The organism is Halomonas salinarum, assembly GCF_012062845.1.
Classification (GTDB): Bacteria; Pseudomonadota; Gammaproteobacteria; order Pseudomonadales; family Halomonadaceae; genus Onishia; species Onishia salinarum.
The window spans coordinates 1-21,031 of sequence record NZ_WWNB01000020.1; the positions used below are offsets into that span (position 1 = coordinate 1).

Sequence of the window (21,031 nt, forward strand, 5' to 3'; positions counted from 1 at the left end):
AGGAAGGCGTATTCTACTGAATCGGCAGTAAATGTCAACCCTTGCTGTTAGCGCTTGCCGTTGATGACCGGGCAAACCAGCGGCGAGTTGAACGCCGATCGAGTGGAGGAGCATTTTACCGTTTCCGGCTGCTTTGTCAATGCTGATCGATTCAAGCGAACCGAAAAACCTTAACGAAAACAAGTGCTTCCAACACCCTACACCGCTTCCGACGTTTGCTCGTCGGCGGCAGCGGATGCGTACTCTACGGACTATCGCGGAGCGACACAACCCCTTTCTTTCAAAAAGGTGAATGAGCGGTTGTGGATAGATGACAGGGGCGAGGGGCTGTGGATAACCAGGCCCCGCTCACGACAACGCCCGCACGAGGGCGGGCGTCTGTAGCGCGAGGACTACACAGGGTATTGGTAGCGCCTCGCAAAGGAAAAACATGAAGAGGCAGGCTGTCAGTCGAGAATGATGCGAGCGTAGCGCTTCTTGCCTGCCTGAATCACATAGCTCGCACCTGTCGAGAGCATGTGATCGCGCGCGACCACCTCGCCATCGACCTTGACGCGACCGTTGCCGAGCATGTCCTTGGCCTGGGCACTGTTATTGGCAAGACCCGAACGATTGAGCACCGCAGCGATCGGCGCTTTCTCGCTGCCTTCAAAGTCGAGATGCACGTCGGGCAGATCGTCAGGCAGCTCGCCATCGGCCAACTGGTTGCCCGCTGACTTGTGCGCATTGGCTGCCGCTTCCTCGCCGTGATAGCGCCCAACCAGCTCACGCGCCAGCACCATCTTGATATCGCGCGGGTTGGCGCCCTGCTCGGCATCACGCTTGAGTGCGCCGAGTTCCTCGTTGGACTTGAGCGACAGCAGCTCGAAGTAGCGCCACATCAGGCTATCCGGCATCGACACCAGCTTGTTGAACATGGTGCCTGGCGTGTCATCGACACCGACGTAGTTACCCAGCGACTTCGACATCTTCTGCACGCCATCCAACCCTTCGAGCAGCGGCATGGTGATCACCACCTGCGGCGACTGACCGAAATGCTTCTGCAATTCACGCCCCATCAGCAGGTTGAACTTCTGATCGGTGCCACCAAGCTCGACATCGGCTTCCAGCGCCACGGAGTCATAGCCCTGTACCAGCGGATAGAGGAATTCGTGAATGGAGATCGACTGACCGCCCTGGTAGCGCTTCTCGAAATCGTCGCGCTCCAGCATGCGAGCAACGGTGCTCTGGCCAGCAAGTTCGATCATGTCGGCGGCACTCATCGCCGAGAACCACTCGGCGTTGAAGCGTACCTCGGTCTTCTCGGGATCGAGGATCTTGAAGACCTGTGTCTTATAGGTCTCGGCGTTGACCTTCACTTCTTCTTCGGTAAGCGGCTTGCGGGTAACGTTCTTGCCCGTGGGGTCACCGATACGCCCGGTGAAATCGCCGATCAGGAAGATAACGGTATGACCGAGATCCTGGAACTGGCGCATCTTGGTCAGCAGTACGCTGTGGCCCAGATGCAGGTCCGGCGCGGTCGGATCAAAACCGGCCTTGATGCGCAGGGGACGGCCAGAGACAAGCTTCTCCTTGAGCTCATCGGCCAGCAGAATCTCATGGGTGCCGCGCTCAAGCAGCGCCAGCGCATCAGCGACGTCGGACATCGTTACCGTTCTCCCCTCAAAAGCAGTTGATCGCCAGGTTAAGGCCCTTTGTCATCAAGGGCAGGCCTGATAATGGGGCAGATGGTAGCATGACTTGCTCAATCGGTTGAGCGCCAGACACACCAGAGGGGGGCACACATGCCATTGCTGATCGGATTGATGTCGGGAACGAGCCTCGATGGCATCGACGCGGCCCTCGTCGAATGCGGGGTGCCTGGGGAAGGCGGCACTGTGGGTTCACCGCGCCTGCTGGCCACGCATGAGTTGGCCATGCCTGTCGACCTGCGTGCCACACTGCTTGATCTATGCCATGCCGACAGCGTGCGCTTCGCGGACCTGGCCCGCGCCGAGGACGCCTTCTGTCGTCTGCAGGCTCGCGCGGTGAATGAGCTGCTGGCGGCGAGCAACACGCCGGCAAGCGCGGTGGCCGCCATCGGCAGTCATGGCCAGACCATCGAGCATGCCCCCCTTGGGCACTCCGGCAGAGAGCCCAGCGCCCCCTATACCCTGCAGTTGGATAATCCGAGCCTTCTTGCCGAGCTGACCGACTGCCCGGTAGTGGCCGACTTCCGGCGTCGCGATCTGGCCGCGGGCGGCCAAGCGGCTCCGCTGGCACCGGCCTTTCATGCGGCGCTGTTTCGTCACCCAGATGACTGGCAACTGGTGCTCAACCTGGGCGGCTTCGCCAACCTGACCCTGCTGCCACCCGAGCACAGCACGGCCGAGGTGATTGGTTTCGATACCGGCCCGGCCAACGTCTTGCTGGACGGCTGGCACCAACGCCACCAAGGCGCCCCTTTCGATGCAAACGGCGTATGGGCGTCAGGTGGTCGCGTCATCGAGCCCCTGCTCAGCCGCCTGCTCGCGGAGCCCTTCTTCGCCGCCCCACCGCCCAAGAGCACCGGCCGCGAGGCCTTCCACCTGCCCTGGCTGGATGCCCAACTGAACGGAGACGAGGCGCCTCAGGACGTACAGGCAACGCTCGCCGAGCTGACTGCGGCCAGTGTCGCACTCGGCATTGAGCAGGCCATGGCGCACTTCCAGGCGCCACCGCCGGCACGCCTGCTACCCTGCGGTGGCGGGGCACGCAACGCAGACCTGCTCGCTCGGCTAGCCCGGCGACTGCCCTCGACACAGGTCGGCATGATTGACCAGGATGGCTGGAGCGCCGACTGGCTGGAAGCGGGCGCCTTCGCCTGGCTCGCCTGGCGACGCCTGATCCAACAGCCGGGCAACCTGCCCGCGGTCACCGGCGCGGCCGGCCCCCGCGTGCTAGGTGGCGTCTACTCCCCCTGATAGTCACCCTGACGCGAGCGGCGAGGCAGACCCCGCCTGATCACTGCGCGTCCTCATTCATAGTCATCGCCGCGTCGCAGTTCGAAGTGAGTGGCAGCGCCCTTGGCATCGGCCACGCTCCCCTCATCACCGAACTTGATCATCATGCGCAGATCATTGGCCGAATCGGCATGGACCATGGCGATGTCCTCGCTGATCACACCGCCCTTGTAGAGATCATAAAGTGCCTGATCAAAGGTCTGCATGCCGAGATCCCGTGAGCGCGACATGATGTCCTTGATCTCGGCGACCTCTCCCTTGCGGATCAGGTCGCTGATCAGCGGCGAGCGCAGCATGATCTCGATGGCCGCCCGGCGCCCATGGTCCACCGTTGGCAGCAACTGCTGGGCGACGATCGCCTTCAGGTTCAGTGACAGGTCGAGCCACACCTGATCGTGGCGTTCGGCCGGAAAGAAGTTGATGATCCGGTCAAGGGCCTGGTTGGCATTGTTGGCATGCAGAGTCGCCAGGCATAGATGGCCGGTCTCGGCGAAGGTCAGGGCATGCTCCATGGTCTTTCGGGTACGAATTTCGCCGATCAGGATCACGTCCGGTGCCTGACGCAGGGTGTTCTTCAGCGCTACCTCGAATGACTCGGTATCGATACCCACTTCGCGCTGATTGATGATCGCTTTCTTGTGCGGGTGCACGTACTCGATAGGGTCTTCGATGCTGATGATGTGCCCGCCCTTTGTCTCGTTGCGCTGCTGGATCATCGACGCCAGCGTCGTTGACTTACCGGTACCGGTACCGCCTACCACCAGCACCAGACCACGCTTGGCACCGGCCAGCTCGCCAAGCGTCGGTGGCAGGTTCAGCGTCTCGAGCCTTGGGATTTCGAAGGAGATACGCCGCAGCACCATGGCCGGCTGATTGCGCTGCTGGAAAGCGCTGACACGGAAACGCCCGTGCCCGGGCAGGCTGAGCGCAAAGTTGGCCTCCTGCTCGGTGGCGAAACGCTCGCGCTGGGACTGTGGCAGGGCCGCCTTGACCAGTTCGGCGACTTGCGCCGGCGATAGCACCTGTTCACCCAGCGGCGTGAGCTGGCCGGCCATCTTGAGGGTAGGGGGAGCGTTAACCGAGATCAAAAGGTCGGACGCCTCCTTATCGACCATGATCTCGAGCAGCTGCTGTAACCATTCATTCGCTTTCATTATGTTCCGCCTGTTCCCTTGCTAGTGGACGCCATCTTGGCAGGCTCAGCTGGAAAGCACGCCCTTGGCTTGAGCCTGTGCTTCCTCGCGTACCACGACGCCATCGTTGACCATCTTGGCCAGGGTTGCATCCAGGGTCTGCATGCCCAGGTTGCCGCCGGTCTGCATGGCCGAATAGATCTGTGCCACCTTGTCCTCGCGAATCAGGTTACGAATCGCCGAGGTTGCCACCAGAATCTCGTGTGCCGCCACCCGGCCGCCGCCGGCACGCTTGAGCAGCACTTGTGATATCACTCCCTGCAGCGACTCCGAGAGCATCGAGCGCACCATATCCTTCTCCGAACCGGGGAAGACGTCGATGATACGGTCGATCGTCTTGGCCGCCGAGGTGGTGTGCAGGGTACCCAACACCAGATGGCCGGTCTCGGCAGCGGTCAGCGCCAGCCGGATGGTTTCCAGATCCCGAAGCTCGCCGACCAGGATCACGTCCGGGTCCTCGCGCAAGGCGCTGCGCAGCGCCGGGGCGAAGCCCTGGGTATCGCGATGCACCTCGCGCTGGTTGACCAGGCAACGCTTGCTGCGGTGCACAAATTCCACCGGATCCTCTATGGTGAGGATATGGTCATAACGCGTGTCGTTGATGAAGTCGATCATCGCCGCAAGCGTGGTGCTCTTGCCTGACCCGGTTGGGCCGGTGACCAGCACCAGGCCACGTGGAAGTTGCGCCATGCGACGAAAGACATCCCCCATCCCCAGTGTCTCCATGGTCAGCACTTCAGATGGCACGGTACGCAGCACCGCTGCGGCGCCGCGTCCTTGCTGAAACGCATTGACACGAAAACGTGCCACACCGGGCACCTCAAAGGAGAAGTCCGTTTCCAGGAACTCCTCGAAGTCGCGGCGCTGCCGGTCACCCATGATGTCGTAGATCAGACCACGAACTTCGCTATCGTCCATGGCGGGGACATTGAGCCGGCGAATATCGCCGTCGACCCGAATCATCGGCGGCAAGCCAGCAGAAAGGTGCAGATCCGACGCGTTCTGCTTTGCCGAGAATGCCAGCAGTTCGGTAATATCCATTAGATTCCCCTGCTCCCAGGTAAGGTCGCTCCAGTATGCCAGAGGTTGTGTTATCCGAAACCTTCGCCGCTGCCCGGTCGCGGCTCGATGCCGCACTGCATGACGCGGGCCGTGAGCCGCAGGCCGCTGAGCTGCTGGCGGTCAGCAAGACCAAGCCCGCGGCGATGATCCGCGAGGCCCACGGCCTCGGTCAGCGTCAGTTCGGGGAAAACTATTTGCAGGAGGCCCTCGACAAACAGGCCGAACTTGCCGATCTAGACGACATCGTCTGGCATTTCATCGGGCCGTTGCAGTCGAACAAGACTCGCCAGGTCGCCGAGCACTTCGACTGGGTTCATAGCGTCGATCGTGAGAAGATCGCACGGCGCCTGGCCGAACAGCGCCCCGACGACAGGCCACTCCTGAATATCTGCCTGCAGGTGAACATCAGCGAGGAGGCCAGCAAGGCCGGCGTCACCCTTGAGGCCCTCGAGCCGCTGGTGGAGTCGGTGCTGGCGCTACCGGGCGTGCGCTTACGCGGGCTCATGGCCATTCCCGCCCCGAGCGCCACTGCTGCCGAGCAGCGTGCCCCCTTTGCCAGGCTGCGCGAGGCCCTCGACGGGCTCAAGGCACGTTTTCCCGAGGCTGAGCTCGATACCCTGTCGATGGGCATGAGCGATGATCTCGAGGCTGCCGTTGCCGAGGGCGCGACCCTGCTGCGCCTGGGCACTGCCCTGTTCGGCGCGCGGCCGCGCCCAACGCAGCGATCCGATCAATAAGCATGGCGGTATAGCCCCAGGTCTTGGCTACAAGATCTGTCGCAACGCCTCCGAATGACGATATGGAACGGCAACTGAGCGTGACAACCCAGCACGCCACGATAACGACGTCACCCGGATAGGCACACTGCCACCCAGACATCAAACGAGGATTCCCACATGGCGAGCAACGTGACTTTCATCGGCGCCGGCAACATGGCCAGTGCCATCTTCGGCGGCATGATCGAAAGCGGCTACCCCCGCGAGGCGATTACCGCCACCTCTCCTGACGATGCCACGCTTGCCCCGCTGCGCGAGCGCTACGGTATCCATACCGAAACGGATAACAATGCCGCCGTGGCCAACGCAGACGTGGTGGTGCTGGCGGTCAAGCCGCAGATCATGCATGACGTCTGTGCCGCCATGCGTGATGCCGTGCAGGAGCGCAAGCCGCTGATCGTCTCTGTCGCTGCCGGCCTGACCGCCGAGACCCTGGAGCGGTGGCTGGGCGGTGAACTGCCGGTGATCCGCTGCATGCCCAACACGCCATCGCTGGTAGGCTCTGGCGCCAGTGGCCTGTACGCCAACCGTCTCGTCAACGACGATCAGAAGACGCTGGCGACCAGCCTGATGGAAGCCGTCGGCCTGGTGGAATGGGTCGAAGAAGAAGTGCTACTCGAGGCGGTGACCGCCGTGGCCGGCAGCGCTCCTGCCTACTTCTATCTGGTCTTCGAGGCGCTGGAGGAAGCAGGCGTCAAGATGGGGCTTCCCGCCGAAAGTGCCCGCCGCCTGGCTGTGCAGACCGGGCTCGGCGCCGCCCAGATGGTTCAGCAGGGAGACACCGACCCCGCTCAGCTACGTCGCAACGTGATGTCGCCGAACGGCACCACCGAGCGGGCAGTGAACCACCTTGAGCAGGCCGGTCTGCGTCAGATTTTCCTCGAAGCCGCCGAGGTCTGCGCCGCCCGTGCCCGAGAAATGGGTGAAGAGCTCGGCCAGAAGTAATCCACTGGGATAGGGTGGCCGGCTGACCGGCTGCCCACTGAAGTGCTGTCTATATCAGCACTAAGGTGATCCCTGTCGTCATCACCGTTCATTGTTGTCGTTTGTTGTAAATTAAGGAGCCCCCATGGGCAGTCAATTGGGTAGTGCCGGCCTGCTGCTGGTCAACACGCTGATCAACATCTATCTGCTAATGCTGATGATGCGCTTTCTGCTGCAGGCCTCTCGCGCCGACTACTACAACCCGATCAGCCAGTCGGTGGTCAAGGTCACCCAGCCGGTAGTGAAGCCCTTCCAGGGCTTTCTACGCCCGGTGGGGCGCTTCGATCTGGCAACACTGGCGGCCGCCTTCTTGATCAAGGTGGTCAGCATCATCCTGATCATGCAGGTGGCCGGCTACGGCATGCCACCGATCGCCGGCATCGCCATCGCCGGCGTCGCCGCACTCGCGAGCGGCATTCTCAAGATCTACTTCTTTGCTCTGATCGTGATGATTATCCTGAGCTGGGTGGCCCCCCAGGCGAGCCATCCCGGCGCGCTGCTGGTGATGCAGCTGGTTGAACCGATCATGGCCCCGGTGCGCAAGGTCATCCCGCCGCTGGGCATGATCGACCTGTCCCCCATCGTGGTGTTCATCGCCATCAGCCTGCTCGACAGCCTGATCGTCGGTTCACTGACCCGCGCAGCCGGCGTTTCCGGCGCGCTGGTGGGCCTGTGATGGCAAGCACCATGATGGGTCGCGCCACGAGTGGGGCCGAGCGCCTCACCGACGTTCATCTTTTTCTAACAGGATACCGAAACCGCCATGCCCGAGCTTGATGCCGACTCGGTCGGCGTGGTCACGCCGCAGACGGCCCACTTCGACGATCCTCTGGCCCTGGCCTGCGGCAAGACGCTGCCCAGCTACTCCCTGGTCTACGAGACCTATGGCACCCTCAACGCCGAGGGTACCAATGCGGTGCTGATCTGCCACGCGCTGTCCGGCCACCATCACGCCGCCGGGCGCCATCATGCAGACGAGCGCAAGCCCGGCTGGTGGGATGCCCATATAGGCCCCGGCAAGAGCATCGACACCAACCGCTTTTTCGTCGTCTCGCTCAACAACCTGGGGGGGTGCCACGGCAGTACCGGGCCGTTGTCCATCAACCCGGAAACCGGCCGCCCCTGGGGGCCGGACTTTCCGATGATGACCGTCAGCGACTGGGTACACAGCCAGGCCCGGCTTGCCGACCGGCTGGGCATCGACTGCTTTGCCGCCGTGATCGGCGGCAGCCTCGGCGGCATGCAGGTGATGCAGTGGGCGCTCTCCTACCCTGAGCGCATCGCCCATGCCGGCGTCATCGCCGCCACCCCACGACTGTCGGCGCAGAACATCGCCTTCAACGAGGTCGCACGTCAGGCCATTCGCTCCGACCCGGACTTCCACGACGGCTGGTACGGCGAACACAACACCCTGCCGCGGCGCGGCCTCAAACTGGCGCGCATGATTGGCCACATCACCTATCTTTCCGAGACAGCGATGGGCTCCAAGTTCGGCCGCGACCTGCGTCAGGATCTCGGCTTTGGCTATGACGTCGAGTTTCAGGTGGAGTCCTATCTGCGCTACCAGGGTGATACCTTTTCCGAGTCTTTCGACGCCAACACCTACCTGCTGATGACCAAGGCGCTTGATTACTTCGACCCGGCGGCACCCCATGGAGGCGACTTGGCGGCGGCACTTGCGCCAGCAAAGTGTCCCTTCCTGGTGGTCAGCTTTTCCACCGATTGGCGCTTCCCGCCGTGGCGTTCCCGTGAACTGGTCGACGCCCTGGTGCGCGCCGATAAACCAGTCAGCTATGCCAACATCGATTCCCCCCACGGCCACGATGCCTTCCTGCTGCCCGAGCCCCGCTATCAAGCAGTGTTCGCAGGCTTCATGGCGCGCGTGGCAAGGGACCAGCAGCTGGAGGGCTCCTGATGCGCGCTGACCTTAAACTGATCCATGGCTGGGTGCCGGAGGGCGCCCGCGTGCTCGACCTGGGATGCGGCGACGGCACCCTGCTCGATGCCCTGGCGCGCGACAAGCAGGTCACCGGCTATGGTCTGGAGATCGACCCTGACGGCCTGACCGCCTGCGTCACCCGCGGCGTCAACGTCATTGAACAGAACCTCGACGAGGGCCTGGCCAACTTCGACGACAACGCCTACGACCTGGTGATCATGACCCAGGCGCTGCAAGCCTTGCGTCGTCCCGACCTGATGCTCGACGAGATGCTGCGGGTGGCCGGGGAGTGCATTATCACCTTCCCCAACTTCGCCTACTGGCGCCACCGCATGTACTTGGGGTTCAAGGGCTACATGCCGGTGTCCAAGTCATTGCCTCATGCCTGGTACGACACCCCCAACATCCACCTCTCGACCTTCAACGACTTTGAACGCCTGTGTCGCGACAAGGGGCTGATCATCACCGACCAAGCGGTCGGCAACGGTGTGCACAAGGCTCACTGGAGCTCGCGGATGTGGCCTAATCTGTTTGGTGAAACGGCGATCTTCCGCGTCAGCCGCTCAGGCAACGCCTGAGCGTCACAACGTCTTGCTTTCAGGAGGGCGGCATCATGGTGGAAGCGATCCATCGGCCAACCGGTCGGACAAGGAATAGGAGAAGGAATAGGAGCATGAGCCGGGCTATCGCCTTCTTGTTCGGCCTTGCTCTGATTTCAGGGTCTGGCTGGGGCCTGAGTACGGCCCAGGCCGAGCAGTTCGAGCGCTTCGGCCGCTACCAGGTCCACTACAATGCGGTGAACACCAGCTTTCTGACTCAGGAGGTGGCGGCGGCCAACGACATCCAGCGCAGCCGGGTGCAGGCCCTGTTGAACGTCAGCGTGCGCAAAGAACAGGACGACGGCACCACCCGCCCGGTGGAGGCGTCGGTGGAAGGCCGCGTGGGCAACCTCGCCGGCCAGTCTCAGCCACTGAGCTTTCGCACCGTGCGCGAAGAGGGCGCCATCTATCACCTGGCCACCTTCCGTATTCAGGAAGACGAGCCGATGCGCTTCGATCTGCGGGTGCGCTATGACCGCAATGCCCCGCCTGGCGAGGTGAGCTTCATCCAACGATTCTATATTGATCGCTGACCCGAGCTGACGTGAATCTGACTGACGTGTACCGAGCCCAGCTTGAATAGAATCGACGCCACATCGGCAGAAGCGCACATGCGCGACGCCCGTCTCGCCCACGTAACCGACCTCGACGCCACCGGCGCCGCCGCGGTCATGCTTCCCAATGGCCGCGCGGGCTTTGTGGTGCGTGTGCACGGCCAACTGCATGGCTATGAAAACCGCTGCCCGCACCGCGACAGCCGGCTCGATATCGACGCCAATCGTTTTCTTGCCGACGGCGGTGAGCTGATCCAGTGCGCCCACCACGGCGCCCTCTTCCTGCCGGAGAACGGCGAGTGCGTGGCCGGCCCCTGCCAATATGACTCGCTTGTGCCGCTAGCACTCGCCATCGACGATGACGGCGGGATCCACCTGGCGAGTGAGTGATACCGGCAAGGGCCGCGTCAGGCGAATGCCAACCGGCGCGTCTTGCCGCCAATCGACCTCACAGCCGTAGGCCAGCACCTCGACACCCGCGGCGACCGCCTCGCCAAGCGCCTGGGCATAGGCAGGGTCGAGATGCCGCGCGGGCGCCACGTCGTCGATGCCGGTATGCGCCACACAGAACAGCAGCACCGCACGCTGGCCTTCAGCGGCCAGGCGGCTCAACACCTCGAGATGACGCCGCCCGCGCTCGCTGACGGCATCCGGGAAGTAGCCGTGACCGTCTTCCTCCTTGAGGGTCACCTGCTTGACCTCGACATAAGCCTCGACACCGGGAGCGGCACCGCCCTCTCCTCCACGCAGGCGGAAATCGAGCCGCGCTCCATCGACCTTGACCTCTCGCCTCAGCTCGGCATAACCGGCAAGCGGCGTGATGGTGCCGGCGCGCAGCGCCTCCTCGACGATCGCATTAGTGCGACCGGTATGTACCGAAGCAAGCGCTGTGTCGCCCTCTGACTGAGGCAGCGCGATCAGCTCCCAGGTCCAGTCTAGCTTGCGCTTGGGGTTGTCGCTCGGCGACAGCCAAACCCGTGCCCCGGGCACGTTGACCGCACGCATCGAGCCGGTATTCGGACAGTGGGCCACCACCTCGCGACCGTCATCGAGGATAACGTCGGCAAGGAAGCGCTTATAGCGGCGAATCAGCGTGCCAGGCACCAGTCGTGAATAGTCCATAGAGCCTTCCCTTTACTGACGGGTCAGGAAGCGCCCGAGTCGCGCTACCGCCTCCTCGAGGCGGGCACGCTCGGCAGTGAAGGCGATGCGCACATGGCGCTCGCCCCCTGTTACCGCGAAGTCGATACCCGGGGTGATGGCGACGTTCTCTTCCTCCAGCAGGCGGCGGCAGAACGCCAGGCTGTCGCGGCTGTAGCGACTGATATCGAGCCACAGATAGAAGGCGCCCTGAGGCGGCAGCGAAGGCGCCAGCCCCAGGCCCGCCAAGCCGTCGAGCAATGCATCACGGCGCCGGTGGAGCTCACCACGACGGCGTTCCAGCTCGTCGCGGCATTCCGGCGTGAAGGCAGCCAGGGCCGCATGCTGCGAAGGCGTCGGCGCCGCCAGGAAGATATTCTGGGCCAGTCGCGTCAGCGGCTCCACGGCATCCGTGGGCGCCACCAGCCAGCCGAGGCGCCAGCCGGTCATGCCGAAGTACTTCGAGAAGCTGTTGACCACATAGGCCTCGGGCGCCACCGCAGCTGCCGATACCGGTGCCACGTCATAATTCAGGCCCTGATAGATCTCGTCGACCAAAAGTGCCCCCCGATGCGCGGCCACGGTCTTTGCCACCGCGGCGATCTGGCCGGCGTCCAGGGTATGGCCCGTCGGATTGGACGGCGTGGCAAGCATCGCGAGCCGCGTCTCGTCGCGCCAGTGGCGCTCAATCAGTTCAGCATTCAGCTGCCAATCGCTATCCGGTCCCACCGCTACGGTATCGAGCTCGGCCTCGGCCAGCGCCATGAAGTGACGGTTGCAGGGATAGGTCGGGTCGGCCATCAGCACCCTGTCACCGCGCTGGACCAGCAGCTGGCTGGCCAGCAACAGCGCCCCAGAGGCACCGGGGGTGACGATGATCCGTGCGGGATCGACCTGGGCGCCGAAATGCTCGGCATAGTGGCCGGCAATGGCCTCGCGCAGCGCCGGTAGCCCTGCCGCAGGCGTGTAACGGGTGCGACCTGCCGCCAGTGCCTGCTGGCCGGCGGCAATCACCGACTCGGGGGTCGGAAAATCGGGCTCGCCGATTTCCAGGTGAATGACGTCGTGACCCGCCGCCTCACGGGCCTGGGCGACCTCAAGCAGGCTCATGACCCGAAACGGCTGAACACGATCCAGCCTGGCACTGAACGACATGGGCGATTTCCTGTAGTAAAAGTGGACAGTAACGATGGCTAGCGGCGGAGGGCACCACCGGCAGATGCGACGGTCAGACCGTTATGATAACCGTTCAGCGAGGCGCCTCTATAGTAAAGAAGATGTCACAACGGTTGCGTTCTCGGCTTTTTTTCGCTAAATACACTGGGTTTTGGGCCCGCGATGGACAGCACCCTTCGATCGGGTATTGGCCCCAGTCACTCGAGTAATGAGGCAGCCACATGGCAGCAGCAGCACAAACCCCGGAAGCCCTCAAGCGATTCACCCCGTATGAACCGGCACCGGGTGAAGAGTATATGAACGACAAGCAGTTAGCGCACTTCCGTGAAATCCTGCTCGACTGGAAAAGGGATTTGATGGAAGAGGTGGACCGCACCGTGCGCCATCTGCAGGAAGACGCCAACAACTACGCTGACCCGGCGGACCGCGCCACGCAAGAAGAAGGCTTCAATCTGGAGCTGCGCACACGGGATCGCGAGCGCAAGCTGCTCAAGAAGATCAACGAGACCATCGAGAAAATCGACGAAGACGACTACGGCTTCTGTGAAGCCTGCGGCGTCGAAATCGGCATCCGCCGTCTCGAGGCGCGCCCAACGGCGACACAGTGCGTCGACTGCAAGACCCTTGCCGAACTCAAGGAAAAGCAGCTCGGTGGCTAACAAACGCTTGCCGGCCATTCCTTGGCAGTAACCTTGGCCATCTTCGACGGGCACCTTCGGGTGCCCGTCGGCGTATACAGCAGGCCAAGGCCGTCCATCCTCGACGTGCACCGATAAAAACCGCTACCTCCTGATGACCCTTCAGCCATGACCGACTACCGCGGACGCTTTGCCCCGACCCCCTCCGGCCCGCTGCACTTCGGGTCGCTGGTCGCGGCGCTGGGCAGCTACCTGGATGCTCGCCAGGCAGGCGGCCACTGGAGCGTACGCATCGAGGACATCGACCCGCCACGCTGCCCGCCCGGGGCAAGCGACACCATCCTGCGCCAGCTAGAGGCCTTCGGGCTTCACTGGGACGGCACGGTGCACTATCAACAGAGCCGCGGTGAAGCCTTTCAGGCAGCCCTTGTACGGCTCGCCGAAGCGGGACTTGCCTACCCCTGCAGCTGTTCGCGCAAGCAGTGGCGCGACTATCCGATCTATCCAGGCTGGTGCCGCGACGGTCTCAGTAACCCCGATGCACCAGTGGCCTGGCGACTGCGCAGCGATCTCGGGTGGCGACCGGTGGTCTGGCAGGACCGGCTCCATGGCCGACAGTGCCTGGATCCCGCCGACCTCGGCGATGTGGTACTCAAGCGCAAGGATGGCCTTTGGGCCTATCAGCTGGCGGTGGTGGTCGACGACGCCGATCAAGGCATCAGCGATGTGGTACGTGGCGAAGACCTGCTCGACAACACCCCCTGGCAGCGCCAGCTTCAGGTCGCCCTGGCACTGCCCGAGCCACGCTACCTGCACCTGCCACTGATCATCGGCGACGACGGCCAGAAACTCTCCAAACAGAACCTGGCGCGTCCGCTACCCGAGGACGCGCGAGTGCGGCCGCTGCTGCATCAAGCCCTCATGGCGCTCGACCAGGCGCCCGACACGGCCCTTGCCACCGCGCCGGCCGAGGAGCAACTCAAGGCTGCCATCGAGGCCTGGGACCCGACACGACTGCAGACCGGTGGCTCAGGGGTTGCACCTGACTGGCCCGAGGACTGAGGCCTGAGGACCCAGAGCCGATCATCACGCAGGCCCGGGGCGAGCTCGCTACAGGCAGCGACGACGCCCGTCACTTGATCCGGCTGGCGCGCACGGGCCACGATGTGAGCTTGCACAATCACAGCCTGGCGGCCCTGACGGTGGCATGGGATGCCAAGCGTTTGCTCCGGGCCATGAGGCACCATCGAAATCAATGCCCAACGTCGACGATGACCCGGGGAGAGATGGCGTAGAATGGTGCGTGACCGTTACCGGTCAGGGTGTCGAGCCTGCCTTTCACCCCTCCCAGGGCGCCCGACGAGGGCACAGGCCTGGGGCTGGCGCTGGTGGCTGGCCTACTCGCTAACCACCATGGCCGCATCGATATCGTTCCACCTCCCCGACGGGCGCGACAGCGGTACCCGCATCGTCATGTGGCTTCCCGCCAGCAGGCGGCCCCCGAGCAAAGAGGACGACGAGCTCCACCATGAGCCGGATTCTGATCGTTGAAGACGAAAGCATCATCCGCAGTGCCCTGAAGCAACTGCTGGAGCGCCGTGGCCACGACGTCAGCGAGGCCGTCTCGGTCGTCGAAGCAGAGGCCCTGGACCCTCAGCGCTTCTCCCTGGTGATCAGCGAGCTTCACTTGCCTGGCGATCCTGGCACCACAATGATCGAACGTGCCACCCCCGTGCCGGTCTTGATCATGACCCGCAATGCCAGCATTCGCTCTGCCGTCGAGGCCATGAAGCAGGGGGCCGTGGACTATATCGCCAAGCCCTTTGACCATGCTGAGCTGGTCGACATGGTGGAACACCTGCTCGCCGAACCCGGTAACGAGAAGCCCGCCCCCGTGAAGGAGCCCGCACCGCCAACCATGATCGGCGAGTGTCCGGCCATGCAGGAGGTCTACTCGCGTATTCGCAAGACCGCGCCGGCCGATGTCACGGTGCTGATCCAGGGGGAGTCGGGGACCGGCAAGGAACTGGTGGCTCGCGCGCTCCACCGTCAGAGCCGGCGCGACAAGGCGCCACTGATCTGCGTCAACTGCGCGGCCATCCCCGAGACCCTGATCGAGTCCGAGCTGTTCGGCCACGAGAAGGGGGCCTTTACTGGCGCCAGTGCCGCCCGGACTGGCCTGGTCGAGGCCGCGGACGGCGGCACCCTGTTTCTCGATGAGATCGGTGAGTTACCTCCGGATGCCCAGGCTCGATTGCTGCGTGTGCTGCAGGAAGGCGAGATCCGCAAGATCGGCTCGGTGGACACGCGTCACGTCAACGTACGCCTGATCGCCGCGACCCATCGCGACCTCCAGGCCATGTCGAAGACAGGCGAGTTCCGACTCGATCTCTACTATCGCCTCAACGTCATGCAGATCGATCTGCCGCCGCTGCGCGAGCGCGAGAACGATATTATGACCATCGCCGATGTGCTGCTCGATAGCGCTTGCCAACGCCATAACCGCAAGGGGCTAAAGTTGTCGCGCAGTGCAAGGCGCGAGATCCGTGACTACCTCTGGCCCGGCAACGTTCGCGAGCTCGAGAATGCCCTCGAGCGCGGCGTCATCCTCGCCGAAGGTCATCTGATTCATCCTGACGACCTGGGCTTGCGCAAGGCACCCTCACAAAACACCGCTCGCTCATCAGCCAATGTGGTCGCAACGCATGACGATGTCGCGCAAGCAGGCGACACCAGCGAAGAAGACCTGTCCCTCGAGGACTACTTCCAGCATTTCGTGCTCGAGCACCAGGAGCAGATGAGCGAGACCGAACTGGCCCACAAGCTCGGCATCAGCCGCAAGTGCCTCTGGGAGCGCAGGCAGCGGCTTGGCATCCCCAGAAAGCGCAGCAGTCGCAGCCGACCGACCTGATCAGTCCTGATCATTGCTGCCTCGCCCGGTTGACACGACCATGGTCTAACGGCCCACGAGTTCCATTCGCCGGCACTTTTGATCATCATGTTCGCCATCTCTGCACCAGTTGTTACCGTCCCACTCAAGAATCGCCCCAAGATACGGCAAAGGGGGTAACACAACCGAGGTGCAGAACCGATGGAACAGATCCAGAAAACTATAACAATCTGTTTTTACTGAATTTTCCTGATCATGGCACGAGCAGTGCAATCATTAGGACAAGAAAAACAACAGCCGAACGTCACTGAGGCTCACGCTAACAACAACAACGTTGAGACCTCAGACACCGCCAACAGCCTAACAACAACAACGCTGATGGCGCGGACACAGCACTCATGATGGCAACAACAAACACAAGCCATTTCAGTGCGGCTCGACCACCACAACAATAACTGCGGTCGAGGATTCGGAAAGCTGACCAAGACGAAACGCATCCTGCCAGGGCAAAACAATAACAAGCCCTCATGCGATGCACCTCCGGTAACAACAACAATACACCGGAGGTAGGCAAACTCTTGCCGTCGTGGTTGGACTATTGTTTTGAATACGAGACGGTCGCCATCAGGAAGGGTCGACAAAAACAACAATGTTGCTTACCTGAACCAAATTTGGTGACTGTGGTGCGTATTCAAGGCGATGCGCCATCACGAAGAAAAACTAACAGCAGGGATGCTGACGTTATGCTTACAGGGGAGGCCAGCTGGCCTCCCCTTTCTGCGTCTGATGATCATGACGGCCGTAGCCCTTCTTTCTCAGTCATCAGCTCCAACAAACAGTGCTTACAACCCATTCCCCTAACCAGGCAATGGTTCCCAAGGTGTCGGCGGTCGGCTACACTTGGGTTTTGCCTTAGCGAGTCGATTTCGCTGCATGTTCAAAGGATTTACCCGCTTTCTACAAGCGCCCGGTGAGCGCCTGAAGTCACTGTTCGGCCATCAGGACTCTGCCGATCAGACCCCCGCGCTGCGCGTTATTCCCCGCGATAACCATGACGTTTCCCGCAAGCTCTTCTCCGATGCTGCGCTCAAGGTTCTTTATCGCCTGCACAATGCCGGGTTCGAGGCGTACCTGGTCGGCGGCAGCATCAGGGACTCCCTGCTCGGCAAGACACCCAAGGACTTCGATGTTGCCACCGATGCAACACCCGAAGAGCTGCGCGACCTGTTCCGCAACTCGCGGATCATCGGGCGGCGCTTTCGCATCGTCCATGTGCGTTTCGGCCGCGAAGTGATCGAGGTCACCACCTTCCGAGGACGTCCCAACGACGATCATGGCGGCCAGCAGTCCCAGCAATCTCAAGACGGCCTGCTGCTGCGCGATAACGTCTGGGGCAATGTCGAAGAAGACGCCCTGCGCCGTGACTTCACGGTCAATGCGCTCTATTACAATATTGCCGATTTCTCGATCCATGACTGGGCGAATGGTGTACGCGACATCGAGACGCGCACGCTGCGCCTGATCGGCGACCCGGCAACCCGCTACCGGGAAGATCCGGTGCGGATGCTGCGCGCGGTACGCTTCGCCGCCAAGCTCGACTTCACCATGGACGCTGCCACCGAGACGCCGATCCATGAGCTGGCGCCGCTGTTGCTGCAGATTCCCCCGGCACGGTTGTTCGACGAGATCCTCAAGCTGTTCCTGGCCGGCCACGCCCTGGCCACCTTCCGGGCACTGCGCCACCACGGTCTCTTTCCGATGCTCTTCCCGGAGGCCGATGAGGCCCTGGAAGCGCTGCCCTGGGCGGAGCCGCTCATGGAACGGGCACTGGAGAATACCGATGACCGCATCCGTCGCGATCGCCCCGTCACGCCTGCCTTTTTGATCGGCGCCCTGCTGTGGCCTGGCGTGACGAGGCGTCAACAGGAACTGATCGACGATGGCATGCCCGCGGTGCCGGCAATGCATAGTGCCGCCCAGCAGGTAGTGAGTCGCCAGCTCAAGCACGTATCGATCCCCAAACGCTTCAGCATGCCAATGCGCGAGATCTGGGATCTACAGATGCACCTGCCCAAGCGTCACGGCAAGAAGGCCTTCCAGACGCTGGATCATCCGCGCTTTCGAGCCGCCTACGACTTCTTGCTGGTTCGCGAAGAAGCCGGCGAGATCGAGCCGGGCCTGGGCAGCTGGTGGACGGCCTTCCAGGATGCTGACGAGCACGAACAGCGCCGCCTGCTGCAGAAGCTGGGCAGCGACCCTGCCGGCAGCGGTAACGGTAAGAAGCGCAAGCGTCGCCCCCGGAAACGGCGGCGCAGTGCGGCACCTTCATCGCCGAGCCAGCAGGACTGAGCGGATGCTCTCACATGCCTATATCGGCCTTGGCAGCAACCTCGATGACCCGCTTGGACATGTCGAGCGGGCACTGGGTGAGCTCGATAGGCTGCCGCTGACCCGGGTCGCAGCCGCCTCTTCTTGCTATGCGAGTCGTCCGGTGGGCCCTCAGGACCAACCCGACTTCATCAACGCCGTCGCGCACCTCGAGACCCGGCTGTCACCGCTCTCGCTGCTCGACCAGCTCCAGGCCCTCGAACAACGCCACGCCCGGGTACGACAGCGGCACTGGGGACCGCGCACCCTCGATCTGGATCTGCTGCTGTACGACAATCAGTGTCTACATCACCCGCGCCTGCGCCTGCCCCACCCGGAACTTGCCAACCGCGCCTTCGTGGTGGTGCCGTTGCACGAGTTGGCACCTTCTCTCGAGCTGCCGGGCCTGGGGGCTCTCGCGACACAACCTGGCTGGCAGGATGCTGGCGACTTGCGGGCACTGTTACCCTAGAGGTAGAGTTGCCCGTCTCTTGTTACCATTTCACACTTCAGGGGCCGCCAGGTAACACCTTGATGGCGAAAGCCCCCGACGCCAGCCAGGCGACCGCTCGACGTCAACGCGGTCCTACGACGCTATCGATGAGATCGTAATACTATGAAAACCGTCACCTTGAGCACGCTTTCGGCCCATAAGCGGGCGGGGGAGACCTTCAGCTGCCTGACCGCCTATGATGCCTCCTTTGCCCGCGCCGCCAGCGACGCCGGCATCGAGGTACTGTTGGTCGGCGATTCTCTGGGCATGGTGCTACAGGGACACGACAGCACGCTGCCGGTCACGCTGGATGACATCGGCTACCACACCCGCTGCGCGGCTCGTGGCAAGGGCGCCAGCCTGTTAATGGTCGACCTGCCCTTCATGAGCAATTCGAGCCTACCCAGGCTGCTCGACGATGCCGGCGAGCTGATGCGCGCGGGCGCCGAAATCGTCAAGGTCGAGGGCGAGGCCTGGATGGCCGAGGGCATTCGCGAACTGACGCGTCGGGGGGTGCCGGTATGCGCACACCTGGGCCTGACGCCGCAATCGGTGCACCAGTTGGGGGGCTACAAGGTTCAGGGCCGTGACACGGCGCGCGCCGAGCAGATCCTCCATGACGCCAAGTCCCTACAGGATGCCGGCGCTTCGGTGATCCTGCTCGAATGCGTGCCGGCGAGCCTTGGCCGCGAGGTACGTGATGCACTGGAGGTGCCGGTGATCGGCATCGGCGCAGGCCCCGATGTCGATGGCCAGATCCTGGTCATGCACGACGTATTGGGTATCACCCACGGGCGCACGCCACGCTTCGTGAAAAACTTCATGGTCGACGCCGATAATATCCAGGATGCCTTCCGTCGTTATCATGACGACGTCAAGGCACGCCGCTTCCCGGCAGAGGAGCACTGCTTCTGATGGAGACCCTGCATCACATCCAGGCGCTGCGTCAGGCACTAGCTGGCCCCAGGCGGGCCGGGCAGCGCATCGCCCTGGTGCCGACCATGGGTAATCTGCACGAGGGCCATCTGGAGCTTGTGGCCATGGCCCGGGCACATGCTGACCTTGTCGTGGCGACGATCTTCGTCAACCCGCTGCAGTTCGGCGAGGGCGAGGATCTGGACGCCTACCCGCGCACACTCGCCGAGGATCAGGCCGGACTGGCACGGGCGGGCTGCGACCTGCTGTTCGCCCCATCGACTCGCGAACTCTATCCTCAGGGCCTTGACGTACAGACTCGCGTTCACGTGGCCGGGGTTAGCGAGGGGCTTTGCGGCAGCTCACGGCCCGGTCACTTCGATGGCGTGGCCACCGTTGTCAGCCTGCTGTTCAACCTGGTGCAGCCCGACGTGGCCTGCTTTGGCGAGAAGGACTATCAGCAGTTGGCAGTGATTCGCCAGCTGACCCGCGACCTGCATTTTCCCGTCAAGATTGTTGGTGCGCCCATTGTGCGCGCCGCCGATGGCCTGGCGCTATCGTCACGCAATGGCTATCTGAGCGAGGAAGAGCGGGCCCAGGCGCCCGGCCTCTATGCCACCCTGTGCGAGCTACGCGACGCGCTCATTGCCGGCACACCTGCCGCCGATGCCATCGCGACCGCCCATGAGCGCCTGGTCTCGCGCGGTTTCGTACCCGACTATCTGGCGCTGCGCCGCGCCGACGACCTCGGCGAGGTCGACGCCCAGACCCAGGAGGCGATCATTCTCGCCGCAGCGCAACTGGGGCCGGCCCGCCTGATCGACAACCTAAACGTTAACCTGTCGCAACGCGACGGATAAGGAGGGCAATCCGATGTACACCATCATGCTCAAGGCCAAGCTACACATGGCTCGCGTCACCCACGCCGTGCTCAACTACGAAGGCTCCTGCGCCATCGATGGCGAGTTGCTCGATATGGCAGGCATTCGCGAAAACGAACAGATCCAGATCTACAACGTCGAGGGGGGACAGCGTTTCACCACCTACGCCATCCGCGCCGAAGAAGGCTCGAAGGTGATCTCGGTGAACGGCGCCGCGGCCCACCTGGCAAGTGCCGGTGACCGCGTCATCATCTGCAGCTATGCCCACTACGATGATCGTGAAATCGAGCAGCACCAGCCATCGCTGGTCTATCTGCAAGAAGGCAACGACGTCAGCCACACCAGTAATGCCATCCCCATCCAGCTCGCCTGAAGCACCTGCCCATGGCCGGCGCACGCGCACGTGCCGGCCACGGAACCCTGTCGACCTACTGGGCAGGTCG

21 protein-coding genes are annotated in these 21,031 nt (G+C 62.9%); 16 read left to right on the top strand and 5 right to left on the bottom strand.

Annotated features, from left to right (window positions below):
- Positions 1-446 precede the first annotated feature (446 nt).
- Positions 447-1,646 (bottom strand): tyrosine--tRNA ligase, encoded by a 1,200-nt coding sequence (gene tyrS, locus HF027_RS12900; protein ID WP_168016318.1) that lies wholly within the window; start codon positions 1,644-1,646, stop codon positions 447-449.
- A 138-nt stretch (positions 1,647-1,784) separates the two neighbouring features.
- Between tyrS and HF027_RS12905 the strand changes: the two genes are divergently transcribed.
- Positions 1,785-2,942 (top strand): anhydro-N-acetylmuramic acid kinase, encoded by a 1,158-nt coding sequence (locus HF027_RS12905; protein ID WP_168016320.1) that lies wholly within the window; start codon positions 1,785-1,787, stop codon positions 2,940-2,942.
- 53 nt (positions 2,943-2,995) lie between these two features.
- On the opposite strand, the gene HF027_RS12910 is transcribed toward HF027_RS12905, so the two are convergent.
- Together HF027_RS12910 and HF027_RS12915 are read right to left on the bottom strand one after the other, a co-directional pair.
- Positions 2,996-4,135: a PilT/PilU family type 4a pilus ATPase gene (locus HF027_RS12910; protein WP_168016322.1), complete on the bottom strand. Its 1,140-nt coding sequence runs from the start codon at positions 4,133-4,135 to the stop codon at positions 2,996-2,998.
- 45 nt (positions 4,136-4,180) lie between these two features.
- Positions 4,181-5,215 carry a type IV pilus twitching motility protein PilT gene (locus HF027_RS12915; RefSeq protein ID WP_168016324.1) on the bottom strand — a complete coding sequence of 345 codons (1,035 nt, stop codon included), beginning with the start codon at positions 5,213-5,215 and terminating at the stop codon, positions 4,181-4,183.
- A 35-nt stretch (positions 5,216-5,250) separates the two neighbouring features.
- Here HF027_RS12915 and HF027_RS12920 point away from each other — a divergent pair, with 35 nt between their 5' ends.
- From HF027_RS12920 to HF027_RS12950, 7 genes are all read left to right on the top strand, one after another.
- Complete coding sequence (locus HF027_RS12920) at positions 5,251-5,973, top strand: YggS family pyridoxal phosphate-dependent enzyme (protein ID WP_168016326.1); 723 nt, start codon at positions 5,251-5,253, stop codon at positions 5,971-5,973.
- 159 nt (positions 5,974-6,132) lie between these two features.
- Positions 6,133-6,957, top strand: coding sequence for a pyrroline-5-carboxylate reductase (gene proC, locus HF027_RS12925; RefSeq protein ID WP_168016328.1), 825 nt, complete (start codon positions 6,133-6,135; stop codon positions 6,955-6,957).
- Between the two features lie 124 nt (positions 6,958-7,081).
- The gene (locus HF027_RS12930; RefSeq protein ID WP_168016330.1) at positions 7,082-7,672 is read left to right on the top strand and encodes a YggT family protein; all 591 of its coding nucleotides are present in this window, start codon (positions 7,082-7,084) and stop codon (positions 7,670-7,672) included.
- Positions 7,673-7,759: 87 nt separating this feature from the next.
- Complete coding sequence (gene metX / locus HF027_RS12935; RefSeq protein ID WP_168016332.1) at positions 7,760-8,911, top strand: homoserine O-succinyltransferase MetX; 1,152 nt, start codon at positions 7,760-7,762, stop codon at positions 8,909-8,911.
- Positions 8,911-9,513 (top strand): methionine biosynthesis protein MetW, encoded by a 603-nt coding sequence (gene metW, locus HF027_RS12940; protein WP_168016334.1) that lies wholly within the window; start codon positions 8,911-8,913, stop codon positions 9,511-9,513. The genes metX and metW overlap by 1 nt, the downstream gene beginning before the upstream one ends.
- 95 nt (positions 9,514-9,608) lie before the next feature.
- Positions 9,609-10,067, top strand: coding sequence for a DUF4426 domain-containing protein (locus HF027_RS12945; protein WP_168016336.1), 459 nt, complete (start codon positions 9,609-9,611; stop codon positions 10,065-10,067).
- Positions 10,068-10,109: 42 nt separating this feature from the next.
- A complete protein-coding gene (locus tag HF027_RS12950) occupies positions 10,110-10,478 on the top strand; it encodes a Rieske (2Fe-2S) protein (protein ID WP_209316448.1) in 369 nt (122 codons plus the stop codon).
- Here the strand turns inward: HF027_RS12950 and sfsA are convergent.
- Together sfsA and HF027_RS12960 are read right to left on the bottom strand one after the other, a co-directional pair.
- On the bottom strand, positions 10,428-11,210 hold the full coding sequence (gene sfsA, locus HF027_RS12955; RefSeq protein ID WP_168016340.1) for a DNA/RNA nuclease SfsA: 783 nt from the start codon (positions 11,208-11,210) through the stop codon (positions 10,428-10,430). The two genes, HF027_RS12950 and sfsA, sit on opposite strands and share 51 nt — an antisense overlap.
- 12 nt (positions 11,211-11,222) lie before the next feature.
- The gene (locus HF027_RS12960) at positions 11,223-12,383 is read right to left on the bottom strand and encodes an aminotransferase class I/II-fold pyridoxal phosphate-dependent enzyme (RefSeq protein WP_168016342.1); all 1,161 of its coding nucleotides are present in this window, start codon (positions 12,381-12,383) and stop codon (positions 11,223-11,225) included.
- A gap of 242 nt (positions 12,384-12,625) precedes the next feature.
- Between HF027_RS12960 and dksA the strand changes: the two genes are divergently transcribed.
- The 8 genes from dksA to panD all read left to right on the top strand — a co-directional run bounded on the left by dksA (position 12,626) and on the right by panD (position 20,961).
- Positions 12,626-13,063 carry an RNA polymerase-binding protein DksA gene (dksA, locus tag HF027_RS12965; protein WP_168016344.1) on the top strand — a complete coding sequence of 146 codons (438 nt, stop codon included), beginning with the start codon at positions 12,626-12,628 and terminating at the stop codon, positions 13,061-13,063.
- A 147-nt stretch (positions 13,064-13,210) separates the two neighbouring features.
- A complete protein-coding gene (gluQRS, locus tag HF027_RS12970) occupies positions 13,211-14,104 on the top strand; it encodes a tRNA glutamyl-Q(34) synthetase GluQRS (protein ID WP_168016346.1) in 894 nt (297 codons plus the stop codon).
- Positions 14,105-14,570: 466 nt separating this feature from the next.
- Entirely contained in the window at positions 14,571-15,953 is a 1,383-nt protein-coding gene (locus HF027_RS12975) for a sigma-54-dependent transcriptional regulator (protein ID WP_168016348.1), read from the top strand.
- 912 nt (positions 15,954-16,865) lie between these two features.
- Complete coding sequence (gene pcnB, locus HF027_RS12980) at positions 16,866-18,281, top strand: polynucleotide adenylyltransferase PcnB (protein WP_168016350.1); 1,416 nt, start codon at positions 16,866-16,868, stop codon at positions 18,279-18,281.
- A 4-nt stretch (positions 18,282-18,285) separates the two neighbouring features.
- The gene (folK, locus tag HF027_RS12985) at positions 18,286-18,771 is read left to right on the top strand and encodes a 2-amino-4-hydroxy-6-hydroxymethyldihydropteridine diphosphokinase (RefSeq protein WP_168016352.1); all 486 of its coding nucleotides are present in this window, start codon (positions 18,286-18,288) and stop codon (positions 18,769-18,771) included.
- A 144-nt stretch (positions 18,772-18,915) separates the two neighbouring features.
- Complete coding sequence (gene panB / locus HF027_RS12990; protein WP_168016354.1) at positions 18,916-19,707, top strand: 3-methyl-2-oxobutanoate hydroxymethyltransferase; 792 nt, start codon at positions 18,916-18,918, stop codon at positions 19,705-19,707.
- The gene (gene panC / locus HF027_RS12995) at positions 19,707-20,567 is read left to right on the top strand and encodes a pantoate--beta-alanine ligase (RefSeq protein WP_168016356.1); all 861 of its coding nucleotides are present in this window, start codon (positions 19,707-19,709) and stop codon (positions 20,565-20,567) included. Before panB ends, panC begins: the two co-directional genes overlap by 1 nt.
- Before the next feature lie 13 nt (positions 20,568-20,580).
- Complete coding sequence (panD, locus tag HF027_RS13000) at positions 20,581-20,961, top strand: aspartate 1-decarboxylase (protein ID WP_136254894.1); 381 nt, start codon at positions 20,581-20,583, stop codon at positions 20,959-20,961.
- Positions 20,962-21,031: the final 70 nt, after the last annotated feature.

What these genes read in the sequence shown, in the direction of transcription:
- tyrS (WP_168016318.1), bottom strand. Translation starts at nt 1,646, where the DNA reads ATGTCCGACGTCGCTGATGCGCTGGCGCTGCTTGAGCGCGGCACCCAT.
- HF027_RS12905 (WP_168016320.1), top strand. Translation starts at nt 1,785, where the DNA reads ATGCCATTGCTGATCGGATTGATGTCGGGAACGAGCCTCGATGGCATC.
- HF027_RS12960 (WP_168016342.1), bottom strand. Translation starts at nt 12,383, where the DNA reads ATGTCGTTCAGTGCCAGGCTGGATCGTGTTCAGCCGTTTCGGGTCATG.
- pcnB (WP_168016350.1), top strand. Translation starts at nt 16,866, where the DNA reads ATGTTCAAAGGATTTACCCGCTTTCTACAAGCGCCCGGTGAGCGCCTG.
- HF027_RS12915 (WP_168016324.1), bottom strand. Translation starts at nt 5,215, where the DNA reads ATGGATATTACCGAACTGCTGGCATTCTCGGCAAAGCAGAACGCGTCG.
- panD (WP_136254894.1), top strand. Translation starts at nt 20,581, where the DNA reads ATGTACACCATCATGCTCAAGGCCAAGCTACACATGGCTCGCGTCACC.
- HF027_RS12910 (WP_168016322.1), bottom strand. Translation starts at nt 4,135, where the DNA reads ATGAAAGCGAATGAATGGTTACAGCAGCTGCTCGAGATCATGGTCGAT.
- HF027_RS12975 (WP_168016348.1), top strand. Translation starts at nt 14,571, where the DNA reads ATGAGCCGGATTCTGATCGTTGAAGACGAAAGCATCATCCGCAGTGCC.
- metX (WP_168016332.1), top strand. Translation starts at nt 7,760, where the DNA reads ATGCCCGAGCTTGATGCCGACTCGGTCGGCGTGGTCACGCCGCAGACG.
- folK (WP_168016352.1), top strand. Translation starts at nt 18,286, where the DNA reads ATGCTCTCACATGCCTATATCGGCCTTGGCAGCAACCTCGATGACCCG.
- HF027_RS12920 (WP_168016326.1), top strand. Translation starts at nt 5,251, where the DNA reads ATGCCAGAGGTTGTGTTATCCGAAACCTTCGCCGCTGCCCGGTCGCGG.
- panC (WP_168016356.1), top strand. Translation starts at nt 19,707, where the DNA reads ATGGAGACCCTGCATCACATCCAGGCGCTGCGTCAGGCACTAGCTGGC.
- dksA (WP_168016344.1), top strand. Translation starts at nt 12,626, where the DNA reads ATGGCAGCAGCAGCACAAACCCCGGAAGCCCTCAAGCGATTCACCCCG.
- HF027_RS12930 (WP_168016330.1), top strand. Translation starts at nt 7,082, where the DNA reads ATGGGCAGTCAATTGGGTAGTGCCGGCCTGCTGCTGGTCAACACGCTG.
- proC (WP_168016328.1), top strand. Translation starts at nt 6,133, where the DNA reads ATGGCGAGCAACGTGACTTTCATCGGCGCCGGCAACATGGCCAGTGCC.
- gluQRS (WP_168016346.1), top strand. Translation starts at nt 13,211, where the DNA reads ATGACCGACTACCGCGGACGCTTTGCCCCGACCCCCTCCGGCCCGCTG.
- panB (WP_168016354.1), top strand. Translation starts at nt 18,916, where the DNA reads ATGAAAACCGTCACCTTGAGCACGCTTTCGGCCCATAAGCGGGCGGGG.
- HF027_RS12945 (WP_168016336.1), top strand. Translation starts at nt 9,609, where the DNA reads ATGAGCCGGGCTATCGCCTTCTTGTTCGGCCTTGCTCTGATTTCAGGG.
- sfsA (WP_168016340.1), bottom strand. Translation starts at nt 11,210, where the DNA reads ATGGACTATTCACGACTGGTGCCTGGCACGCTGATTCGCCGCTATAAG.
- metW (WP_168016334.1), top strand. Translation starts at nt 8,911, where the DNA reads ATGCGCGCTGACCTTAAACTGATCCATGGCTGGGTGCCGGAGGGCGCC.